20 protein-coding genes are annotated in these 17352 nt (G+C 57.3%); 6 read left to right on the top strand and 14 right to left on the bottom strand.

The window, feature by feature from the left end; all coding sequences use genetic code 11:
• Positions 1-190: 190 nt before the first annotated feature.
• The 5 genes from E3374_RS12415 to E3374_RS12395 all read right to left on the bottom strand — a co-directional run bounded on the left by E3374_RS12415 (position 191) and on the right by E3374_RS12395 (position 3312).
• Positions 191-943: an ABC transporter permease gene (locus E3374_RS12415; RefSeq protein ID WP_004594612.1), complete on the bottom strand. Its 753-nt coding sequence runs from the start codon at positions 941-943 to the stop codon at positions 191-193.
• Positions 940-1560, bottom strand: a complete 621-nt coding sequence (locus E3374_RS12410; protein ID WP_204365968.1) for an ABC transporter permease — start codon at positions 1558-1560, stop codon at positions 940-942. Before E3374_RS12410 ends, E3374_RS12415 begins: the two co-directional genes overlap by 4 nt.
• Before the next feature lie 109 nt (positions 1561-1669).
• Positions 1670-2293 (bottom strand): ABC transporter ATP-binding protein, encoded by a 624-nt coding sequence (locus E3374_RS12405; protein ID WP_004594610.1) that lies wholly within the window; start codon positions 2291-2293, stop codon positions 1670-1672.
• A 216-nt stretch (positions 2294-2509) separates the two neighbouring features.
• Positions 2510-3112 (bottom strand): AsnC family transcriptional regulator, encoded by a 603-nt coding sequence (locus tag E3374_RS12400; RefSeq protein ID WP_004594609.1) that lies wholly within the window; start codon positions 3110-3112, stop codon positions 2510-2512.
• Positions 3113-3171: 59 nt separating this feature from the next.
• Positions 3172-3312, bottom strand: coding sequence for a YHS domain-containing protein (locus tag E3374_RS12395; protein WP_011222411.1), 141 nt, complete (start codon positions 3310-3312; stop codon positions 3172-3174).
• Positions 3313-3681: 369 nt separating this feature from the next.
• Here E3374_RS12395 and E3374_RS18105 point away from each other — a divergent pair.
• Positions 3682-4682 (top strand): IS630 family transposase gene (locus E3374_RS18105; RefSeq protein WP_136689348.1). Its coding sequence is split into 2 segments (ribosomal slippage): positions 3682-4174 and positions 4174-4682, totalling 1002 coding nucleotides; the frame shifts between segments, so codons are not numbered across the junction.
• A complete protein-coding gene (locus E3374_RS12385; RefSeq protein WP_345890594.1) occupies positions 4682-5203 on the top strand; it encodes a universal stress protein in 522 nt (173 codons plus the stop codon). The genes E3374_RS18105 and E3374_RS12385 overlap by 1 nt, the downstream gene beginning before the upstream one ends.
• A gap of 264 nt (positions 5204-5467) precedes the next feature.
• On the opposite strand, the gene E3374_RS12380 is transcribed toward E3374_RS12385, so the two are convergent.
• The 7 genes from E3374_RS12380 to E3374_RS12350 all read right to left on the bottom strand — a co-directional run bounded on the left by E3374_RS12380 (position 5468) and on the right by E3374_RS12350 (position 12350).
• Positions 5468-5755, bottom strand: a complete 288-nt coding sequence (locus tag E3374_RS12380) for a hypothetical protein (RefSeq protein ID WP_004594603.1) — start codon at positions 5753-5755, stop codon at positions 5468-5470.
• Positions 5756-5761: 6 nt separating this feature from the next.
• The gene (locus E3374_RS12375) at positions 5762-6295 is read right to left on the bottom strand and encodes a DoxX family protein (protein WP_004594602.1); all 534 of its coding nucleotides are present in this window, start codon (positions 6293-6295) and stop codon (positions 5762-5764) included.
• A gap of 319 nt (positions 6296-6614) precedes the next feature.
• Complete coding sequence (locus tag E3374_RS12370) at positions 6615-7751, bottom strand: NAD(P)/FAD-dependent oxidoreductase (protein WP_004594601.1); 1137 nt, start codon at positions 7749-7751, stop codon at positions 6615-6617.
• A 67-nt stretch (positions 7752-7818) separates the two neighbouring features.
• Positions 7819-8820, bottom strand: a complete 1002-nt coding sequence (locus E3374_RS12365) for a DUF63 family protein (RefSeq protein WP_004594600.1) — start codon at positions 8818-8820, stop codon at positions 7819-7821.
• On the bottom strand, positions 8817-9041 hold the full coding sequence (locus E3374_RS12360; RefSeq protein ID WP_004594599.1) for a DUF7123 family protein: 225 nt from the start codon (positions 9039-9041) through the stop codon (positions 8817-8819). The genes E3374_RS12365 and E3374_RS12360 overlap by 4 nt, the downstream gene beginning before the upstream one ends.
• A gap of 17 nt (positions 9042-9058) precedes the next feature.
• Positions 9059-11665 (bottom strand): heavy metal translocating P-type ATPase, encoded by a 2607-nt coding sequence (locus E3374_RS12355; RefSeq protein WP_004594598.1) that lies wholly within the window; start codon positions 11663-11665, stop codon positions 9059-9061.
• A gap of 94 nt (positions 11666-11759) precedes the next feature.
• Positions 11760-12350 (bottom strand): AsnC family transcriptional regulator, encoded by a 591-nt coding sequence (locus E3374_RS12350; RefSeq protein ID WP_049938493.1) that lies wholly within the window; start codon positions 12348-12350, stop codon positions 11760-11762.
• Between the two features lie 134 nt (positions 12351-12484).
• Here E3374_RS12350 and E3374_RS12345 point away from each other — a divergent pair, with 134 nt between their 5' ends.
• Positions 12485-12682 (top strand): heavy-metal-associated domain-containing protein, encoded by a 198-nt coding sequence (locus E3374_RS12345; protein ID WP_049938510.1) that lies wholly within the window; start codon positions 12485-12487, stop codon positions 12680-12682.
• Between the two features lie 71 nt (positions 12683-12753).
• Entirely contained in the window at positions 12754-15537 is a 2784-nt protein-coding gene (gene acnA / locus E3374_RS12340) for an aconitate hydratase AcnA (protein WP_011222418.1), read from the top strand.
• A gap of 11 nt (positions 15538-15548) precedes the next feature.
• Here acnA and E3374_RS12335 read toward each other — a convergent pair whose 3' ends face one another.
• Both E3374_RS12335 and E3374_RS12330 read right to left on the bottom strand, forming a co-directional pair.
• The gene (locus E3374_RS12335) at positions 15549-15947 is read right to left on the bottom strand and encodes an SHOCT domain-containing protein (protein ID WP_134671633.1); all 399 of its coding nucleotides are present in this window, start codon (positions 15945-15947) and stop codon (positions 15549-15551) included.
• 28 nt (positions 15948-15975) lie between these two features.
• On the bottom strand, positions 15976-16536 hold the full coding sequence (locus E3374_RS12330; protein WP_011222420.1) for a DoxX family protein: 561 nt from the start codon (positions 16534-16536) through the stop codon (positions 15976-15978).
• Positions 16537-16650: 114 nt separating this feature from the next.
• On the opposite strand from E3374_RS12330, the gene E3374_RS12325 reads away from it, so the two are divergent.
• Both E3374_RS12325 and E3374_RS12320 read left to right on the top strand, forming a co-directional pair.
• Positions 16651-17001, top strand: a complete 351-nt coding sequence (locus E3374_RS12325; protein ID WP_049938495.1) for an ArsR/SmtB family transcription factor — start codon at positions 16651-16653, stop codon at positions 16999-17001.
• Between the two features lie 3 nt (positions 17002-17004).
• Positions 17005-17280 carry a DUF7521 family protein gene (locus tag E3374_RS12320; RefSeq protein WP_004515576.1) on the top strand — a complete coding sequence of 92 codons (276 nt, stop codon included), beginning with the start codon at positions 17005-17007 and terminating at the stop codon, positions 17278-17280.
• Positions 17281-17352: the final 72 nt, after the last annotated feature.

Raw genomic sequence — 17352 nt, 5'->3', positions numbered from 1 at the left:
CGTAAGCCGCACTCATCGGTGCCCAGAGAACGAGGGACACAGCAGCAACCAGAGTCCACCGAACCGTTTGCCCGATCAGACGGTCGTAGTGAAATCCGAGTCAAACTATCCAATTGAGCGAAGCTGGATATAGTGCTGTTTGGGTCTTCTCCCCTACAGTTACCGGAGTAAGTAGTCTACTGGCCTGATCTTACTTCTCCTGTGTAATTCGGTAGTAGACGCCGATTGTGAGGACAGCTACGAGGAGGAGGTATCCAGTAGCCCACACCAATGAGAGAGTCGTATCTACGTCCGTTGTGAGTCCGGTATCGACCATCACACGGACGGGCCAATAGCCGGGGAGTAGTTTCATCCACCATTCGGGCTCGGACTGGATGAACAGCGGATCCTGGAAGAGTCCGATATCGAGCATCGGGAGAATCAGCATTAGCCACATCCCGGCTAGGCGGTCGAAAACGGCCCCGACGAGCATCCCGATGAGACCATACGTGACCGAGACGACGAGCATCGCTGCGACGAACCACCAGAGATGCTCAGGCTGGAAATCGACGAGCATCACGCCGACTGAGACGCCGGTAACGATGAGAGTGATTGCTGCGAGGACCCCAAACCGGGCAGTGATTACCTGTCGTGCACGATAGCCGGCGACTGCCAGACGACCGTCTGTGTCTTTGGCTTCTCGCATCAGGAACAACCCGGCGAGTCCCGCGATGAGGGCGCTCGTAATCGGCGTCATAATCACGCCGTGGACCTCAGGCATCCCTCGCATGACCGTCACCGTCTCACCGTCGACGAGCGTCCGAACCGGCATCTCGACGTCCTGGGTGACTGCGAACGCCAACGTGATGAACGAGACCGGTAGGACGACCAGTAGAGCGACGAGGACGTAGTTTCGCGCCTGTTCTTTGATGCCGATTGTGAACGCCGTTGTCGTACGACTCATGCGGACCACCCACCACTGGTGCGCATCGTCACTCCGAACACTGCGGTGACGAGTACAAGCAGGACTAGCAGGTATCCGGCGACGAAGCCGAGATCACCCGTCGTATATGTGCCTTGGAACATCGCCTCCTGAAGGAGTTCCTTTGGATGATAGAGCGGGAAGTATTCCACGAACTCGGGAACGTCGGCGGCCAGCGGACTGTCGCCACTGAGGAACGCATCCATCATTGCAAGGAACACCACGACGAGCGAGCCTTCGAACAGTCGTGGAAGGAGCGCCCCGACGAGTGCGCCAAGAAACGCATAGACGAGGCCGGCAAGTACGAGGAATACGAACGTCAGGACAGGGGCTCCCGGTGAAATCGTCAGCCAGAGAACGCCGTAGTTTACGGCAGCCACGACAACGGTCACTCCTCCGAGCGCCGCTAATCGAGTCGCAAGCAGTGTTCGGGGTGGATAGCCTGTCTGAACGAGTCGCCGATCGGCTGCACGCGCACTAATCATCTGCGCGAGTCCCATCAGGCCGGCAATGATGGCGACCCCGAATATCGCTCCGAGAAGGCGACCTAGCTCGATCGGAATCGCCTCGACCGTCGGCATACTTGGTAACCCAGCCATTGCTTGTCCCCAGCCTTCGATAACGACAATCGGAAGGAGAAGTGCTAGGACAACATTCAGGGGGGTTCTGAGGAAGGTGGAGACGTTCGCCCGAATCCCCGTCCAAACCCTATTCATCGGTCTCTTCCCCCCGTTCACTGGCCGTTGCATCAGTCTCGCCTTCCTGGTCAGTCACGTCGTAGACCTGTCCGTCACGAACCTCATAGATGCGGTCGAGACGACTTTGCTCTTCGATCAGGTGTGAAATCATCGTGACAGCTGTTCCGTCGGCAGCGAGTTCCTCGGCGAGATCCCAGAACGTGAGATACGTTTCCCAGTCGAATCCAGTGTAGGGCTCGTCCAGCATGAGGACGTCCGGATCGTGCATCAGGGCGATACTGAGATTGATTTTCTGCCGGTTTCCACCACTGAGTTGGTCGATTCGGTAGTCAAGGTACTGCTCGAAATCGAGTTTCGACGCCAAGCGGTGTTTGGCCTCGTCGATTTCTTCGGCGGTCATTCCGTATCCGGAACCGAACAGTCGGAACGTCTCTCCGACCGTCAAGCGGTCGTAAAGCAGTGGTTCCTGTGGACACCAGCCAACGGTTCCCGTCCGTTCGACTGTTCCGGAATCCTGTTCGAGGACACCGACGAGGATGTTCATGAGCGTGGATTTGCCCGACCCGTTCGCGCCGACGATCCCGACGATTTCCCCCGTCCGAATTTCGAGATCGGCATCGGTGAGGACGGTCACTGACCGCGTAAATGGAAAACTCGATCCGTACGTTTTTTCAATCTCATTAGCACGGACGAGTACCTTGTTGCTTGTAGCTTCTCCTTTGGTGGTTGTGGACGCTTCCATAGGTGTATACACACGCTTCTAATTCACTGCGATTACTGTTTCAAATCAAAACTATTTGCAGCAAACTCGTAAGCAATCAGGAATTGAGTATACAGCTAATGCTAGACTCTAAGCATCAGATTTCTCTTGACTTTCTGTATACTGTTCCCTATACGTTGTTTCACAGTTCTCACTGCAAAACTGCTGGAGTGAACCACCGACACGGGTGGCTAGTCCGTCTTCACCGACAGTGGTTCCGCAATTTGCACATTTGAGTGCGGATTCAGTCCCCTCGGCATACGCTGATTGAGCAGCGTTCGACAGCAGTTGTACGTCGTATCGCCGCACGTCAGTCAGTGGTAGATATTGCTGCGCCCAGTTTCCGACTGTATTCCGCGGCGGCGTCGCAACAGCTACGATTTCGCCCTCCGCAGTTGTGAATACGTGTTCTACGGCTGGGGTCTCGAGGATCGATTCTCGAAGAGAATCCGTCTTTCCGAGCTCAGGCTGGAGGCGTACCATGACGTGTATCCGGTTTTCGTACTGTGTGAGGTCGAGATCAACGGTGAATCGACGAATGACATCTTCTTGCTCCAACTGACGGACGCGTGCTGAAACGGACGGGGGTGAAAGATTTACAGCCTCAGCAATAGTGCTGTAGGGTCGTCTCGCGTTCTCCGCTAAAAGACGGAGGATTTCGCGATCCGTGTCGTCAAGTTCTGGTTGGGTCATCGAAAGGCGGAATGGGGGTGGGTGTGGGGGAGCTACGACGCAGGTGTGGGGTGTGACGGTTAGACGTACTCCTCCGGTGTCGAGGTGAACGTCTCCTTGCAGCCCTCGGCACAGAAGTAGTACGTCTGACCGTCGTACTCAGCTGTGGCCGCCGGATCACTTTCATCGACGTCCATTCCACAGACTGGATCAGTTGCCATTCGGTTTCACCCCACATCAATGGTACGAGGGCCTGAATCAAGCAATTTGTTCTTAGCAATCCAAAGTCGGGATACATAGCGATTTGAGCCGTGCTGCACGGTTTGGCTTTTCTGACTCCACAATCAACGGTTAGTACCTCACAATCCCGAACTATCGTTCGAGTATACCAACGGATTCCTATCTGTGTCCTATATAAATACTGGAGTCTGAACCAATTCTAAACCTATGGGTCACGATCCACCACACGACAATCACGAGCAGTGAAGACCCTTCCTGTCTTGACGATACCTGATATGGATCCCTCTGATCCGGTAGGAGAGTTATAGTAACCGTTAGAACTTTCTGCCCGCAGAGTGTTGTAGGAGATAATGGATCATCTCGACGAGATCTCCGTCGAGGAATTGCAAGATGCCCTTGACAACGTGGACGAGAAGAAGCCGACACAGCGACTCTTAGCGGCTATTGCGTACAAGAACGGTGTTACGCAGACCGAGCTAGCCGAGTGGTACGACGTTCAGCGGCGCACAATCTATAGCTGGCTCAAGCGACTCGACACTGACGAGTCGCTTGAGCAGGCTGTATCTGATGATAAACGAACTGGGAGAAAACGAAAGCTATCAGAATCACAGCAAAGAGAATTCGAAGCAACTGTTCACGAACCACCTGAAGCAGTCGGGCTTCACGCGCCGGCGTGGACGCCGGCGCTTGCTCAGGAATATCTCGAAGAAACCTACGGCGTCGAGTACTCAATCCCGAGTTGCCGGCGGTTGCTGAAAGAAGCGGGATTGAGTTATCAAAAACCGCGCCGAAAAGCCGCCGAAGCCGACGAGGACGAGCAAGAAACGTTCCACGAAGAACTCAAAAAAAGCGGCGGGAGATGGACGCCACCGTAGTCTGTATCGATCAAACCAAGAAATCCGTGCAAGTTGAGCCGCGTGCCGCGTGGTTTCCGCGCGGCACACGGCCATCCGTCAAACTTTCTGGCCAACGCGACTGGACGTGTCTGCTGGGCGCGATCACCGAGGACGGTGATCGCTTCTTCTCCCGATTTGAGGAGTACGTCACCGCCGACCACGCAAAACATTTTATTTTAGCATTATGTGAAGAATTCGAAGATAACTTGATCGTCGTGTTGGACGGAGCGCCGTATTTCCAGGCGTCGGCCGTCACGGACCTGGCGGCCCGTGACGACCTCGCCTTCGTGACGTTACCCTCGTATTCACCGGAGTTGAATCCGGTCGAAGAATGCTGGAGACAGTTGCAAAAGGCTCTGAGCAACCGCTTCTTTGACTCGCTCGACGAGCTAACAACAGCGATCGACACCGCTCTCGACAAACTCTCTGTTCCTAAAGTGAGCAATTACTTCTAGTGCCTACTATATCTACTAGTCAGTTCACAGATATTCTCGTGCCTACGGATGGATACGACGAGGCATCTGTGGCCTTCAAACATGGGCTACAAATTGCTAAACGGTATGATGCAACCCTACATGGACTTTTTATCATTTCCGAACAGTCCTATTCGAGTCGGCCTGGATTCACGTGGGAAGAGGTCACTGACTCTTGGGAACAGCGGGGAACTCGGCTCTTGGAGGACATTACGGAGAAGGCAGCGACCTTGGACGTTCCTGTCCGAACTACGTTGAGCTTTGGTCAACCTCAGCAGGAGATTCTCAAATACACTGAGGTGACTGACATCGACCTTGTTACAATGGGGACACGAGGATTGACTGGCATTCGTCGGCTATTACAGGGAAGCGTCGCAGCTCAAGTGATCGAGGAAGCAGATTACCCCGTTCTAACGATTAACCGAAGGACAGCTGAATTGAAAAAACACCCGTACACCTTTCTTCGAAAGACAAACCAGAATCGGAAGTCAAGGCTATATTGAAATATTATTTGTAATATACTAATTTCAGTCTTAAATTCGGAAATTCTAATTGCGTATTAATCCCCGTTTCTTCTACCAAACCAAAGAGTGTTAAGTTCGTTCTGCTGAATAAAGCGCGCGTACTGACCAGAAGGAAAACCAAGAAACGACAGGGCTACTCCTAAAAATCGTGTTTGTCTTCACGTTTAGGTGCATCAGATGGACGTTAGTGCGAGCAACGCGAAAAGTTAACTGGCAAATGGCTCCACGGACTGAGTTGTTGAACTAGTCGTCCATGCCGGATGGGGTTTGGCCCGTAGTCGATCCCGACGGTGCCGACCCTGCGGCAAACTTGTAAACGGCGACGAGTCCCCAAATCACCAAGCCGAGCAGGATGATGCCCGCCCTAATGTCGATGGGGACCACTGCAGCGTGTTCGATTGCTCCCTCGCTATCGACTGGGTGCCCGGCTCCCAGTAGCATGTCGAGCAGGCCGATCACGACGACGCCCAAGACAACCAGGCCACCGCCGACGTACATGGCGATTTGGTCTGCCGTTGATAAGTCACTCATTGGTAGTCACCCGAGGAGTTTCCGTAATCGCGTGTTCTCGAACAGTTCCATCTCACGCAGGCGGTTATCGACTGCCAGGACGCCGCCCGCTCCAAGTGCCACAATGGTTCCGAAGACCATGATCCCAAGGAGTTCACCCGTGACCATACCGTTGGCCCAGCCGCCACCGTAGCCGTTGATGAAGTAGAAGAACAGCATCATGAAGGCACCAAAGAAGGCGGCGGTCCTCGTGAGGACACCGAGTATCAGCCCGAGACCGATGGCGGTTTGCCCAAGCGGTACCGCCACGTTGACGAACGCCAACAGGATGCCGTCGCTGAACGGCGTGACGAAGGGGGCGAGAATCGTGCCCTGAGCGGCTCCGCCGACGAACCAGCTGGCGTCGAAGGGCCACGCCCAGATTTTGTCAAGGCCAGCGTGGAGCATCCACCACCCGGCGGTCAGCCGGAGCAGCAGGATCCAATACGACAACCAGGCTCCCGAGACCGAGAACGACGTCTCGGTTCCGAGAAAATTCGTACGGATGGATTGAGTTGACATGGCATACTTCACCTCACGGCTGATTTTGTCAGATGTAGTAAAAAAGATTGATGGTGTTCGTGATTTCTAAGAGTCGGGGCTCATTTCAGGAACGCGGATATCCGAGGTGAGTTGGATGATTCTCAAGAAGGAATTCGGTCACCCTCTACGGACTGATTGTGTGCTGGGGCGTGTAAGCGGGAACACTGATGAAGCCGAGCCCACCGAATTCTGGATCTCGGAAAATTCGCTTGAGGGACTCCATTTGCTGATTTAATCCTCTGTACTTACCGATCCTCCCAGTAGCTAACAGATTCTGAGAATTTAACTCGAGCGGATGTCAATTAATCAACTCCCATTGGTTAGTCATTCCTCCATAGACACGGTTTAAAACTCGTCGTCTCGAGAAAATACGGGCAAACAAAACAGGGTGGCGGAGGAGACGCAGTAGAACTGTACTCGGAGACCGGTCAACGTCTTCAATATCGATCCCGGCAGCGGCACGAATTGCTGCTCCCAGAACCTTGGGATTACGAGTTTCAAGAAAGTATCTCACAACTGTGGCGAAAATGTACTCCGTTTTCATCCTCTGATATAAACTGTCAGGAAAATTGTGTAATTGGCCGCTGTTAGCCAACTCTGCGGCCAAGAATCCCGATTCAACGGCCTGTGAAATTCCTTTTCCAGTGAGTCGGTTTGCGATCCCCGCAGCATCACCAACCCGTACGACGGAATGCTCCGGTAGATAGGTTCTGTCGGGATCGAGACTGGGTCCCTCGGGAATGATTGCGACGTTCGTCCGTTCCTGCGACGGGACTGGCCACCCATTCCGCTTACAGGCTTCCCTCAATGCCTTCATATAATCACTAGGCCGGTCACTGACCGTCCAGCCGATACCAACGTTGGCTCGTTGCGATGTCTTCGGGAATGCCCACGAGTACCCTGTATAGTTCTCCAGAATTATCCGGCTGTTCGGGTACAACTCGGTGAAGTCCCCTTCGACATCACTGTTAAGCGCTACCATATATCCTGAATACTCGTTGGTTGTTCCGAGCGCTTTACTAGAGAGTGATGGCTGACCGGTTGCATCAACGACGAGATCATACTCATCGGTGAACTCGTGGAAATCTGTCCGTGTGATAGACTGGTTTTCGTGGATGTCAACACCCTTCTCTGAGAGTTGTTCTGCCCAGGACTGCTCAACGACATTTCGGTCCGTTATATATGTATCCGCAGCAGGAAAGGTGCCGGCTCCAGTGCGGTGGCGATCGGCGTCGATTCCGTCATACACCTCCACTTCCATCGCTGGCAGCGGATTGAGAAAGCCGTTCTCTACAGTCGGCTCGAGTGGGATCTTCGATACCGCTGTCATCGCTTCTCCGCAATTAACGCGTTTGCTATCGTAGGACTGCCGCTCATATAGTTCGACGACGAATCCAGCGTCGTCGAATCCAGCAGCTGCTGCAAGCCCGGCCATCCCTCCACCTATTACCGCAATTTTGGACGTTCGTGTCATCGGTTTTTGCCAATCTTTGAGGCCATCGTTAAGCTCCCAACAGCATCCGAAGTGACCCACGAACGCCCATCGGGAGTCCGATCGCTCCGATGAAGAACGTCATAAGCCACCACCACGTGTGATTCATCTCCTCTTTCGCATCGGCGAGATACCACACGATGCCGACAGTCACGACGAGTTTCAGCACGAACGTCGATCCGGAGAATCCAGTCGCCTGGTACACGAGATTCGTCACGACCAGCTTTGGGGAGTAGCCGAGGAACGTCACACCGATGAGATTCTGCGCAGCGTCCCACAACTGGCCGAAAACGGCCAGCAGAATTAGCGGGTGTCGAAGGTGTGTGATATTGACGAAACTCGCGCCCCAGTAGTAGAGTGCGGTTACGCCGAGCGCTATCCCCGTCGTCGCGACAGGAACCCATAGGCGGAGTGGGGTCGATGTCGAGAGGCCGTGCCAAACAGCCCACCAGACGGCCCCGACAGCCCACACCGACCCGACGAGCCCGACTGTTAGCGGGATAGATCCGATATTTTGGTCACGCAAGAGTGCACCGACACCGAGCGCGAGGATGGTGACAGCGGTGACGACGATGTAAATCGATGGCGTGATGAACCACACCGCGTAGTCCCCGAGCAGCCCGAGATCCTCGAGGGCGCGCATCGCCCCACCTGCGATGATGATCGGAGCGAACCCGTAGGCCAGTCGTGCGTCGAACGTGACGTCGAGTTGGTCGAGATACGCACGTAGTCCGGGGAGGCTGTATACGACTGCCGCGAGGTAGATTACCGTGTTCACCGCGTTGTAGCCCTGGACAGCACGAACCCCCTCGTGCGTGACTGGCTGACCGGCCGCATCGGCGACGACTGGTCCCCAGAGATACTGCCAGATGAACCGGTCGTAGACCAACGTCGGAAACACGAGGATGCCCCCACCGAGGAGGACGAGCGGGGCCAGCAGGTACAGCGCCCACCACTCGCGTGAGCCGGTCTCCGGAAGGACAGTCTCGACGCGGCGGGTGACAGTACTCACGACCCGTTCACCTCCAATCGCCACGTCGTGCTTTTCGAGCGCCCCCACTGTTCGAGTGAAACGATTGTGAGTTCGTCCTGGAGCTGGCTGAGATACTGCGCGACTGCCTTGGGAGATCCGTCGAGGTCGCTGGCAATCTCGCGAGCCCGGAGGTATGTCGGTTCGCTACTGGCTGTCTCGACGAGGTACCTTCGAACCGTGTGCCGGGAAATATTCGACATTGATCTAGAGGTGACGGTTAGCGAAGAAATCCGAAGAGCTTGTAGTCGTGATCGGGGGTGTACCGCCGGAACAGGAGACTGTTCGTCAGCACCGACACCGACGAGAACGCCATTGCTGCTGCAGCGAGCACGGGCTGGAGGAGGCCGAGCGACGCTAACGGAATCATCGCCGTGTTGTAACCGAGCGCCCACACGAGGTTCTGTTTGATCTTCTGGAGTGTCGCGTCTGAGATTCGGATCGCCTTTACCACGTCGAGCGGGTCGTCTCGCATCAGCGTGACGTCTGCAGCTTCGATGGCGACGTCGGTGCCGGAGCCGATTGCTGTCCCGACGTGTGCGACCGCGAGTGCCGGAGCGTCGTTGACGCCGTCACCGACCATCATCGCCTGCCGGCCCTCGTCTTGAATACTGTCGACCGCGTTGGACTTGTCCTCAGGAAGGACTCCTGCGCGGACGTTCTTCGGGTCGATACCCACCTGTTTAGCGACCGCACGGGCAGTTCGCTCGTTGTCGCCCGTAATCATCATCACGTCAACTCCCCGCTCTTGGAGTGCTGTGACAGCCTGCTTGGAGCTTTCCTTCACTGTGTCGGCGTCGGCGACCACACCCACGAGCTCCCCCTCGTAGGCGACCAGCATCGCCGTCTTCCCCTCGTTCTCGAGGCGTTCCATCGTCTCCTCAGCGGGAGAGGGGTCGATCCCGTTGTCCCGCAGCAGCTTGCGGTTGCCGACCAGCACCTCGCTGTCACCAATGACTGCTTTGATCCCGTGGCCCGGAACGTTCTCGAAGTCGTCAGGCTCAGTCACGTCCAGGCCGCGTTCTTCGGCCCCTTCGACGATTGCACGGGCGAGCGGGTGTTCGCTGCCGCTTTCAGCTATCGCCGCCAGTCGAAGCACATCATCCTCTGAGAGGCGCTCACGGGTGCTGAGCTGTCCACCATCTGGGGTCGGCTCGCCACCGTCAGTCACCACATTTCCATCGCTATCAAAGACGACCACGTCGGTGAGTTCCATTTCACCCTCCGTGAGGGTGCCCGTCTTGTCGAAGACGACCGTGTCGACGTCTTTTGCGCGTTCGAGGATGTCACCGCCCTTGAACAGGACGCCGTTCTGGGCACCAATCGTCGTCCCGACCATCGTCGCTGCGGGCGTCGCCAGCCCCAGCGCACAGGGACAGGCGATGAGGATCGAGGACGCGAAGACAATTATCGCGAACTCGAAGACTGAAACGGTCCCACCGACCGGGGCCGGGCCGCCAGCAACCTGACCCCACAGCGGGAGCCAGTCGACGAAGCCAGCGAGAGCCTCGGGGAACAGGAACCAGACGACACCCCAGAGAAGGGCGTTCGCGATGACCGCAGGCACGAAGTACGCGGAGATGCGGTCGGCGAGATTCTGGATGTCGGGCTGGCGCGACTGGGCCTCCTTGACTGTCTGGACGATCTGTTGGAGGGCCGTGTCTTCTCCAACCTTCGTCGCCTCCACGACAAGGACGCCGTTCTCGTTAATCGTCGAGCCGACGACCTCATCGCCCTCCTCTTTCTCGACAGGCACAGATTCGCCAGTGACCATTGACTCGTCGACGGCAGACTGACCGTCGACAACGACACCGTCTGTGGGAATCTTCTCACCTGGACGAATTTTCATCCGGTCACCAGTTGTGACCTCTTCGAGTGGAACTTCTTCTTCACTGCCGTCCTCGCGGACAATGGTCGCCGTTTCGGCTTCCATTTCGAGGAGCTTTCGGAGGGCCTCACCCGCTTGGCCCTTCGACCGAGCTTCGAGATAGTTACCCAACGTGATGAACACGAGGATGAGGGCTGCCGTGTCGAAATAAAGTCCACCTGCAATGAGTTCAGCAAGGACTGCCACAGAGTATAGATAGGCCGTTGTTGAACCGATCGCAATCAGCACGTCCATATTGGCGCGGCCGTTCTTCACGATCGCCTTGTACGAGTTCTTATAGAACGGCCAGCCGAGGATCGCCTGTACCGGCGTGGCGAGGAGGAACTCAACCCAGCCAAGTTCCACACCGAAGACGGCTTCAGGGACGATCGCGCCACCGAGCAGATAATTGTCGATGAGGAAGAAGAGCAACGGTGCCGATAACACTGCCCCAAAGAGGGTCAACCTGAGTTGTTTCCGAGTTTCGGCTTGACGGGCGGCATCTCGTGCGTCCTGGCCCGACTCTTCGTCGGCACCATCTTCGCGGACGGGCGAGTAGCCAGCCTCCTCGATAGCATCGTACAGCGCACCAATAGATACTTCCGCAGGATTGTAGGTGACCTGTGCTTCGTCGGTTGCGTAATTGACCTCCGCATTAACGACGCCCGGAATATTTTCAAGAGCGGTTTGGTTGGTCTCGGCGCAGTTGGCACAGGTCATATCGGAGATGGCAATCGTTACCGTCTCAGAGACTGCGCCGTACCCGGCCTCGTCGATCGCGTCGTAGATTTCTTTGAGCGATACCTCTTCAGGGTCGTAGGTGACGGAACCCTCGTCGGTGGCGAAGTTCGCATCCGCCTCCGATACCCCGTCGAGCGATTCGAGAGTGTCCTGGATCGTCGCCGAACAGTTGGCGCAGGACATTCCCGTGATATCAAGATGGATTGTTTGGCTTGTCATGCTTGTTCTACTATACGGGGTCTAGGTTTAGGCGATTTACTGCTTCGAGAGGCGGGGTTTCGACTGCAGGAAAATTTGGATTCCAAAGACAGCGTTACGCTCCCTCTTCGAGTCGCTGATACCGATCGTCGAACCGTGTGAGACAGGACGGACAACAGAAGTGATAGATCTCTCCGTCGATTCTCGTCGTTTCACCTTGATTATCAACGGTATTGTTACATTCAGCACAGGTGAGTGCAAATTCGACGCCATCAACGGACGGCGTCCATTCAAGCTCGTCAATTAGTGTGACGGTGTAATCTGCTACATCGATCTCGTTAAAGAGTCCATCTACCCACTGACGTACGTTCTGGGCTTCAACACGGGCATAGAACCAAAGATCTCCTTCGGAGGTCGTGAAGACGTGTTCAACGCCATCTGACTCTCGAGCCCGCTCGCGGGCGGCCTCCAACGACGCTGAGCCGATTTCGGCCTGAATAAATACCGGTACACCAGCTCGGAGATGAGCCCGGTTGACGTCAATCGTGAAGTTGTTAATGATGCCAGCTTCCTGTAATCGCTTTACCCGGTCAGAAACGGCTGGCCCCGACAAGTCGACCTCCTCGCCAATATCGCTGAACGGGCGGCGGGCGTCATCAGCGAGTAACGAGAGGATTTCTAAGTCGGTTTCATCCAAATCGCGCATACGACCGCTTCGTCTCGCAGGATACATTATTGTTGCCCACAACACACCTTCGAAATCGGTGATCTAGGGCTGCGACAACATTGGATTCTAAGCAGAAAACCACATAGAATACTCGCCCCTATCTACGAATGGATATGACTCAGACAATCACCGTCGAAGGAATGACCTGTGAACATTGCGAGCAGACCGTCGAAGAGGCACTCGAAGAAGTTGAGGGGGTTACGTCCGCTACTGCGGATCGTGACTCAGAATCCGCGACGGTCGAGGGGTCCGCTGAACGGGATGAGCTTGTGACTGTGGTCGAAGACGCTGGATACGATGCCTCTGCGTAACAAATCCCGATTCTCGTCGAATCGGATTCGGAGAGGGATTGATACGACTGCCAATCCCAGGTGTAGATACTATGACTGATACACTTCCGTTCGATGCCGTCCGCGAGCTCGACGTCGACGGGACGACGTACAAGATGGCCGATCTTCGAGCACTCGAAGAGCAGGGGCTCTGTGACCTCGACACGCTCCCTGTGAGCATCCGTATTCTGCTTGAGTCGGTGCTCCGGAACGCCGACGGCGAAACTGTTACTGCAGCGGATGTCAAGAATGCTGCTGGCTGGAAGCCAGACGTACCGGACGCAGAGGTTCCGTTCTCTCCATCACGAGTCGTCCTGCAAGATCTCACCGGTGTACCCGCAGTCGTCGACCTGGCGGCCCTTCGATCCGAGGTCGACCGCAAAGACCGAGATCCCACCCTGGTCGAACCGGAGATTCCTATTGATCTCGTGATCGACCACAGCGTCCAGGTCGACTACTTCGACTCCGAGGACGCCTACGAGAAGAACGTCGAACTGGAGTACGAGCGAAACGCCGAACGGTATCGCGCGATCAAGTGGGCGCAGAACGCCTTCGAGAACTTCAACGTCGTCCCGCCGGGGACCGGTATCGTCCACCAGGTGAATCTCGAACATCTGGGTCGGGTCGTCCACGCCCGCGAGCAAGACGGCGAGAACTGGCTCCTGCCGGACACGCTCGTCGGCACGGACAGCCACACCCCGATGATCGGTGGCATCGGTGTGGTCGGTTGGGGCGTCGGCGGCATCGAAGCGGAAGCGGCGATGCTCGGTCAACCGGTCACGATGAAACTCCCCGAGGTCGTCGGCGTCCGTCTCGAAGGCGAATTACCCGAGGGCGCGACGGCTACGGATCTCGTGCTCCACATCACCGAACGACTCCGCGAGGTCGGCGTCGTCGACCGGTTCGTGGAGTTCTTCGGTCCCGGTGTGGAGAATCTCACAGTCCCCGACCGGGCCACGATCGCCAATATGGCGCCCGAACAGGGCTCGACGATCAGTATGTTCCCGGTCGACGAGCAGACGCTCGAGTATCTCGAACTCACCGGGCGTGATCCCGACCACGTCGACCTCGTTCGCGAGTACCTCGAAGCCCAAGGGCTGTTCGGGGAACAGGAACCAGAATATACTGAGGTCGTCGAGTTCGACCTCTCGACAGTCGAACCGAGTCTGGCCGGACACAAGCGGCCACAGGACCGGATTCCGATGGGGGACGTGAAACAGAGCTTCCGGGGACTTCTCCACGGGGAGTTCGAGGACGACCTCGATGATGTCGACGAGGACGCCTTGCAGCGGTGGCTCGGTGAGGGTGGTGCAGCTGATGCGGAGACCGACGGTGGCGTTCAGGTCGAACCCGAATCGGAACTGCACCCGTTAACCAAACGTGTCGAGGTCGACCTCGACGGTGAGACGGTCGAAATCGGACACGGAGACGTCCTCGTCAGCGCCATCACGAGCTGTACGAACACGTCGAACCCGTCGGTGATGATCGCTGCTGGACTGCTCGCCCAGAACGCCGTCGAGAAAGGCCTAGACGTCCCGCCGTACGTCAAGACGAGTCTCGCACCGGGTAGCCGTGTCGTCACGCAGTATCTCGAAGAATCGGGGCTGCTTCCGTATCTCGAAGAGCTCGGGTACGCCGTCGTCGGCTACGGCTGTACCACCTGTATCGGTAACGCTGGGCCGCTTCCCGATCCCATCGAGCAGGCAATCGACGACCACGACCTCTGGACGACGAGCGTTCTCTCCGGGAACCGGAACTTCGAGGCGCGTATCCACCCGAAGATCCGCGCGAACTACCTCGCGAGCCCGCCGCTCGTCGTCGCCTACGGGCTCGCAGGGCGGATGGACATCGATCTCGAACACGAGCCGCTGGGCACTGACGATGAGGGTAACCCAGTCTATCTGGCGGACATCTGGCCGGACGCAGCGGACGTGCAGGCCGCAATCCACGAGAACGTCTCTCCGGAGATGTTCGAGGAGAAGTACGCCTCCGTGTTCGAGGGCGATGAGCGATGGGCTGCTCTCGACGCGCCCACGGGTGACGTCTACGAGTGGGATGAGGACTCGACATACATCCGTGAACCGCCGTTCTTCAAGGACTTCCCGGTAGAGAAACCCGGCGTCGCCGATATCGAGGACGCACGCTGTCTACTGACGCTCGGCGATACCGTTACGACCGACCACATCAGTCCAGCCGGCCCGTTCGGTCCCGACCTCCCCGCAGGTCAGTGGCTGCTCGATCACGGTGTCGAGCCACACGAGTTCAACACCTACGGCGCACGTCGGGGCAATCACGAGGTGATGATGCGGGGGACGTTCGCCAACGTCCGAATCGAGAACGAGATGCTCGACGACGTCGAGGGTGGCTACACGATCCACCACCCGACCGACGAACAAACCACGGTGTTCGAAGCCAGTCGCCGCTATCGGGACGAGGGGATACCGCTCGTCGTGATGGCTGGCGAGGAGTTCGGAACTGGGTCTAGCCGGGACTGGGCGGCGAAAGGAACGGACCTGCTCGGTGTCCGCGCAACCATCGCCGAGAGTTACGAGCGCATCTACCGCGACAACCTCGTCGGCATGGGTGTGCTTCCCCTGCAGTTCGATGATGGCGACTCGTGGGAATCTCTCGGTCTGGATGGGTCGGAGGTCTTCACGATCCACGGCCTCGATGACGGGCTCGACGTGATGGACGAACTGACCGTTATCGCCGAGCGTGCGGACGGGTCGACTGTCGAGTTCCCGGTCACAGCACAGGTCGGCACGCCGGCCGCCGTAACCTATATCGAACACGGCGGAATCCTCCACTACGTCCTCAGACGCCTCCTCAGACAGTAACACCAACGCGGTCAGAAACGATCGTCGTCGGACACCAGGCGGGCGCGACGGCGATCAAACTCCTCGTCGTCGATTTCGCCACGAGCGTACCGTTCTTGGAGAACAGCGAGTGCGCTGTCATCAGTATGGCCGTCCGTAGGGGACCGCGTTGTCAGCCAGTAAACGGCGTAGACTGGGAGGGCGATCAGAAGTGCCATCCACAGGAGCCCGAACAGTATCATCCCCCAGCCCCAGCCACCCCAGCCGGCCATGTGGCCGCTGTTCCACATGCCGTCGTGCCAGCTCCACATCATTGATTCTGGGACGGTCGCGTGCGTTAGCGCCATTCCGGCGACGACGGCCAGAGTCAGTGCCCCAACGACGATGAATCCCAGAGAACGAATCCCGCGTGCTTGAATTGGATTTTGCATTGTTGTACTCCCAACGGTCTCGGCGTGGTTAGCCGAGGATGTATTCGAGGGCGGGGTAGCGCTCGACGAGCGTCTCGCCGCCGACGTCGTAGTTCTCGATGTACTGGTCGAGGCCCAGGATGCGGCCCGCGGCGAACGCGGCGACCGCGAGGAACACGAGCATGTACGCGAAGTCCCCGTTGATGAACCCGTGACCCATGTCCCAGTTGCCGAAGTAGAACATGAGCATCATCAGCGCGCCGAAGAACGCCGCGAGGCGGACGAACGCGCCGACGAGGAGGCCGAGGCCGATGAACAGCTCGCCGTACGGCACGGCGACGTTCGCGAACTCGACAAACCACGGCGTCGAACCCATCCACGCGAACAGGCCCGCCAGCGGGTTGCCGTTCGTCGCCGCAACGTTCGAGAGGTAGCCGCCGGCCGCGAACTCGCCGGTGATCTTCGTGAAGCCGGAGTACGCGAACGCGTAGCCCATCATGAGACGGAGCGCCAGCACGAACCACGCGCTGAGGCTGTGGACTTTCCCGCCGACGGTCAGGCCGCCGACTCTGCTCTCAAGCTGGTTCATGCCGGAGTCGAGTGTGGACATAATTATTGCACCTTCAACTATCAGTAGGCGGGTAGAGACGATATAATAGCGAGCCGGCGTTCTGAGTCAGAAAACCGGCGGGCTATATTACCCTCCTGTAGCGAGTACGGACGTGTGACTGAGGAGGCCGACCCGTCGGACATCTTCGCCACACTCGACGACGAGTACGCCCGCAACATCCTCGTGGCGACGAAGACCGACCGACTCTCCGCGAAGGAGCTCAGCGAGGAATGCGATATGTCACGCCCGACCGTCTCGCGGCGTGTCACCCGCCTCGTCGAGCAGGGCCTCCTCGAGGAGTACACGCACGTCGACCCCGGCGGACGGCACTACAGCGAGTACGAGGCGCGACTCGAGCGTGTCGAAGTACTCCTCCAAGCAGAGGGCTTCGACGTGCAGATCGATGTTCGGCCGGACCCCGCCGACCGGATTACGTCCATCTTCGAGGAAATGCGGGGAGACTGACTCATGGAACACACGTTATTCGTCATCGGCAAGCTGTTCACGACCGCCCTGGCGCTGGTGATCGCCTACCAGGCCTATCGCGGATACCAACGGCATCACACGCAGTTACTCCTGTACGTCGCCGCCGGCTTCGCATTGGTCGGGCTTGGCGGCCTCCTTGAAGGCGTCCTCTTCGAACTCCTCCAGGTGTCGATCTTCGAAGCAGGATTCGTCGCAGCACTCGTCACCGCAGCCGGGATGCTGTCTATCCTCTACGCCCTGTATGCCCCGAATCCATAAGGATTCAGGACGCCCATTCGACAAGCGGCCTCTGCGCGTCGTGCCCGGTTCGAAGCCGCTACTGTTCGGACT

The organism is Halorhabdus amylolytica (genome assembly GCF_004944975.1).
GTDB classification, from domain to species: domain Archaea; phylum Halobacteriota; class Halobacteria; order Halobacteriales; family Haloarculaceae; genus Halorhabdus; species Halorhabdus amylolytica.
Note: the sequence above shows the minus strand (reverse complement) of the source record. Positions and strands in the feature narration are given on the sequence as shown.

What these genes read in the sequence shown, in the direction of transcription:
- E3374_RS12370 (WP_004594601.1), bottom strand. Translation starts at nt 7,751, where the DNA reads ATGGCCGGGCTTGCAGCAGCTGCTGGATTCGACGACGCTGGATTCGTC.
- E3374_RS12330 (WP_011222420.1), bottom strand. Translation starts at nt 16,536, where the DNA reads ATGTCCACACTCGACTCCGGCATGAACCAGCTTGAGAGCAGAGTCGGC.
- E3374_RS12335 (WP_134671633.1), bottom strand. Translation starts at nt 15,947, where the DNA reads ATGCAAAATCCAATTCAAGCACGCGGGATTCGTTCTCTGGGATTCATC.
- E3374_RS12375 (WP_004594602.1), bottom strand. Translation starts at nt 6,295, where the DNA reads ATGTCAACTCAATCCATCCGTACGAATTTTCTCGGAACCGAGACGTCG.
- E3374_RS12415 (WP_004594612.1), bottom strand. Translation starts at nt 943, where the DNA reads ATGAGTCGTACGACAACGGCGTTCACAATCGGCATCAAAGAACAGGCG.
- E3374_RS12400 (WP_004594609.1), bottom strand. Translation starts at nt 3,112, where the DNA reads ATGACCCAACCAGAACTTGACGACACGGATCGCGAAATCCTCCGTCTT.
- E3374_RS12395 (WP_011222411.1), bottom strand. Translation starts at nt 3,312, where the DNA reads ATGGCAACTGATCCAGTCTGTGGAATGGACGTCGATGAAAGTGATCCG.
- E3374_RS12320 (WP_004515576.1), top strand. Translation starts at nt 17,005, where the DNA reads ATGGAACACACGTTATTCGTCATCGGCAAGCTGTTCACGACCGCCCTG.
- E3374_RS12410 (WP_204365968.1), bottom strand. Translation starts at nt 1,560, where the DNA reads ATGGCTGGGTTACCAAGTATGCCGACGGTCGAGGCGATTCCGATCGAG.
- E3374_RS12355 (WP_004594598.1), bottom strand. Translation starts at nt 11,665, where the DNA reads ATGACAAGCCAAACAATCCATCTTGATATCACGGGAATGTCCTGCGCC.
- E3374_RS12345 (WP_049938510.1), top strand. Translation starts at nt 12,485, where the DNA reads ATGACTCAGACAATCACCGTCGAAGGAATGACCTGTGAACATTGCGAG.
- E3374_RS12380 (WP_004594603.1), bottom strand. Translation starts at nt 5,755, where the DNA reads ATGAGTGACTTATCAACGGCAGACCAAATCGCCATGTACGTCGGCGGT.
- E3374_RS12350 (WP_049938493.1), bottom strand. Translation starts at nt 12,350, where the DNA reads ATGCGCGATTTGGATGAAACCGACTTAGAAATCCTCTCGTTACTCGCT.
- acnA (WP_011222418.1), top strand. Translation starts at nt 12,754, where the DNA reads ATGACTGATACACTTCCGTTCGATGCCGTCCGCGAGCTCGACGTCGAC.
- E3374_RS12360 (WP_004594599.1), bottom strand. Translation starts at nt 9,041, where the DNA reads ATGTCGAATATTTCCCGGCACACGGTTCGAAGGTACCTCGTCGAGACA.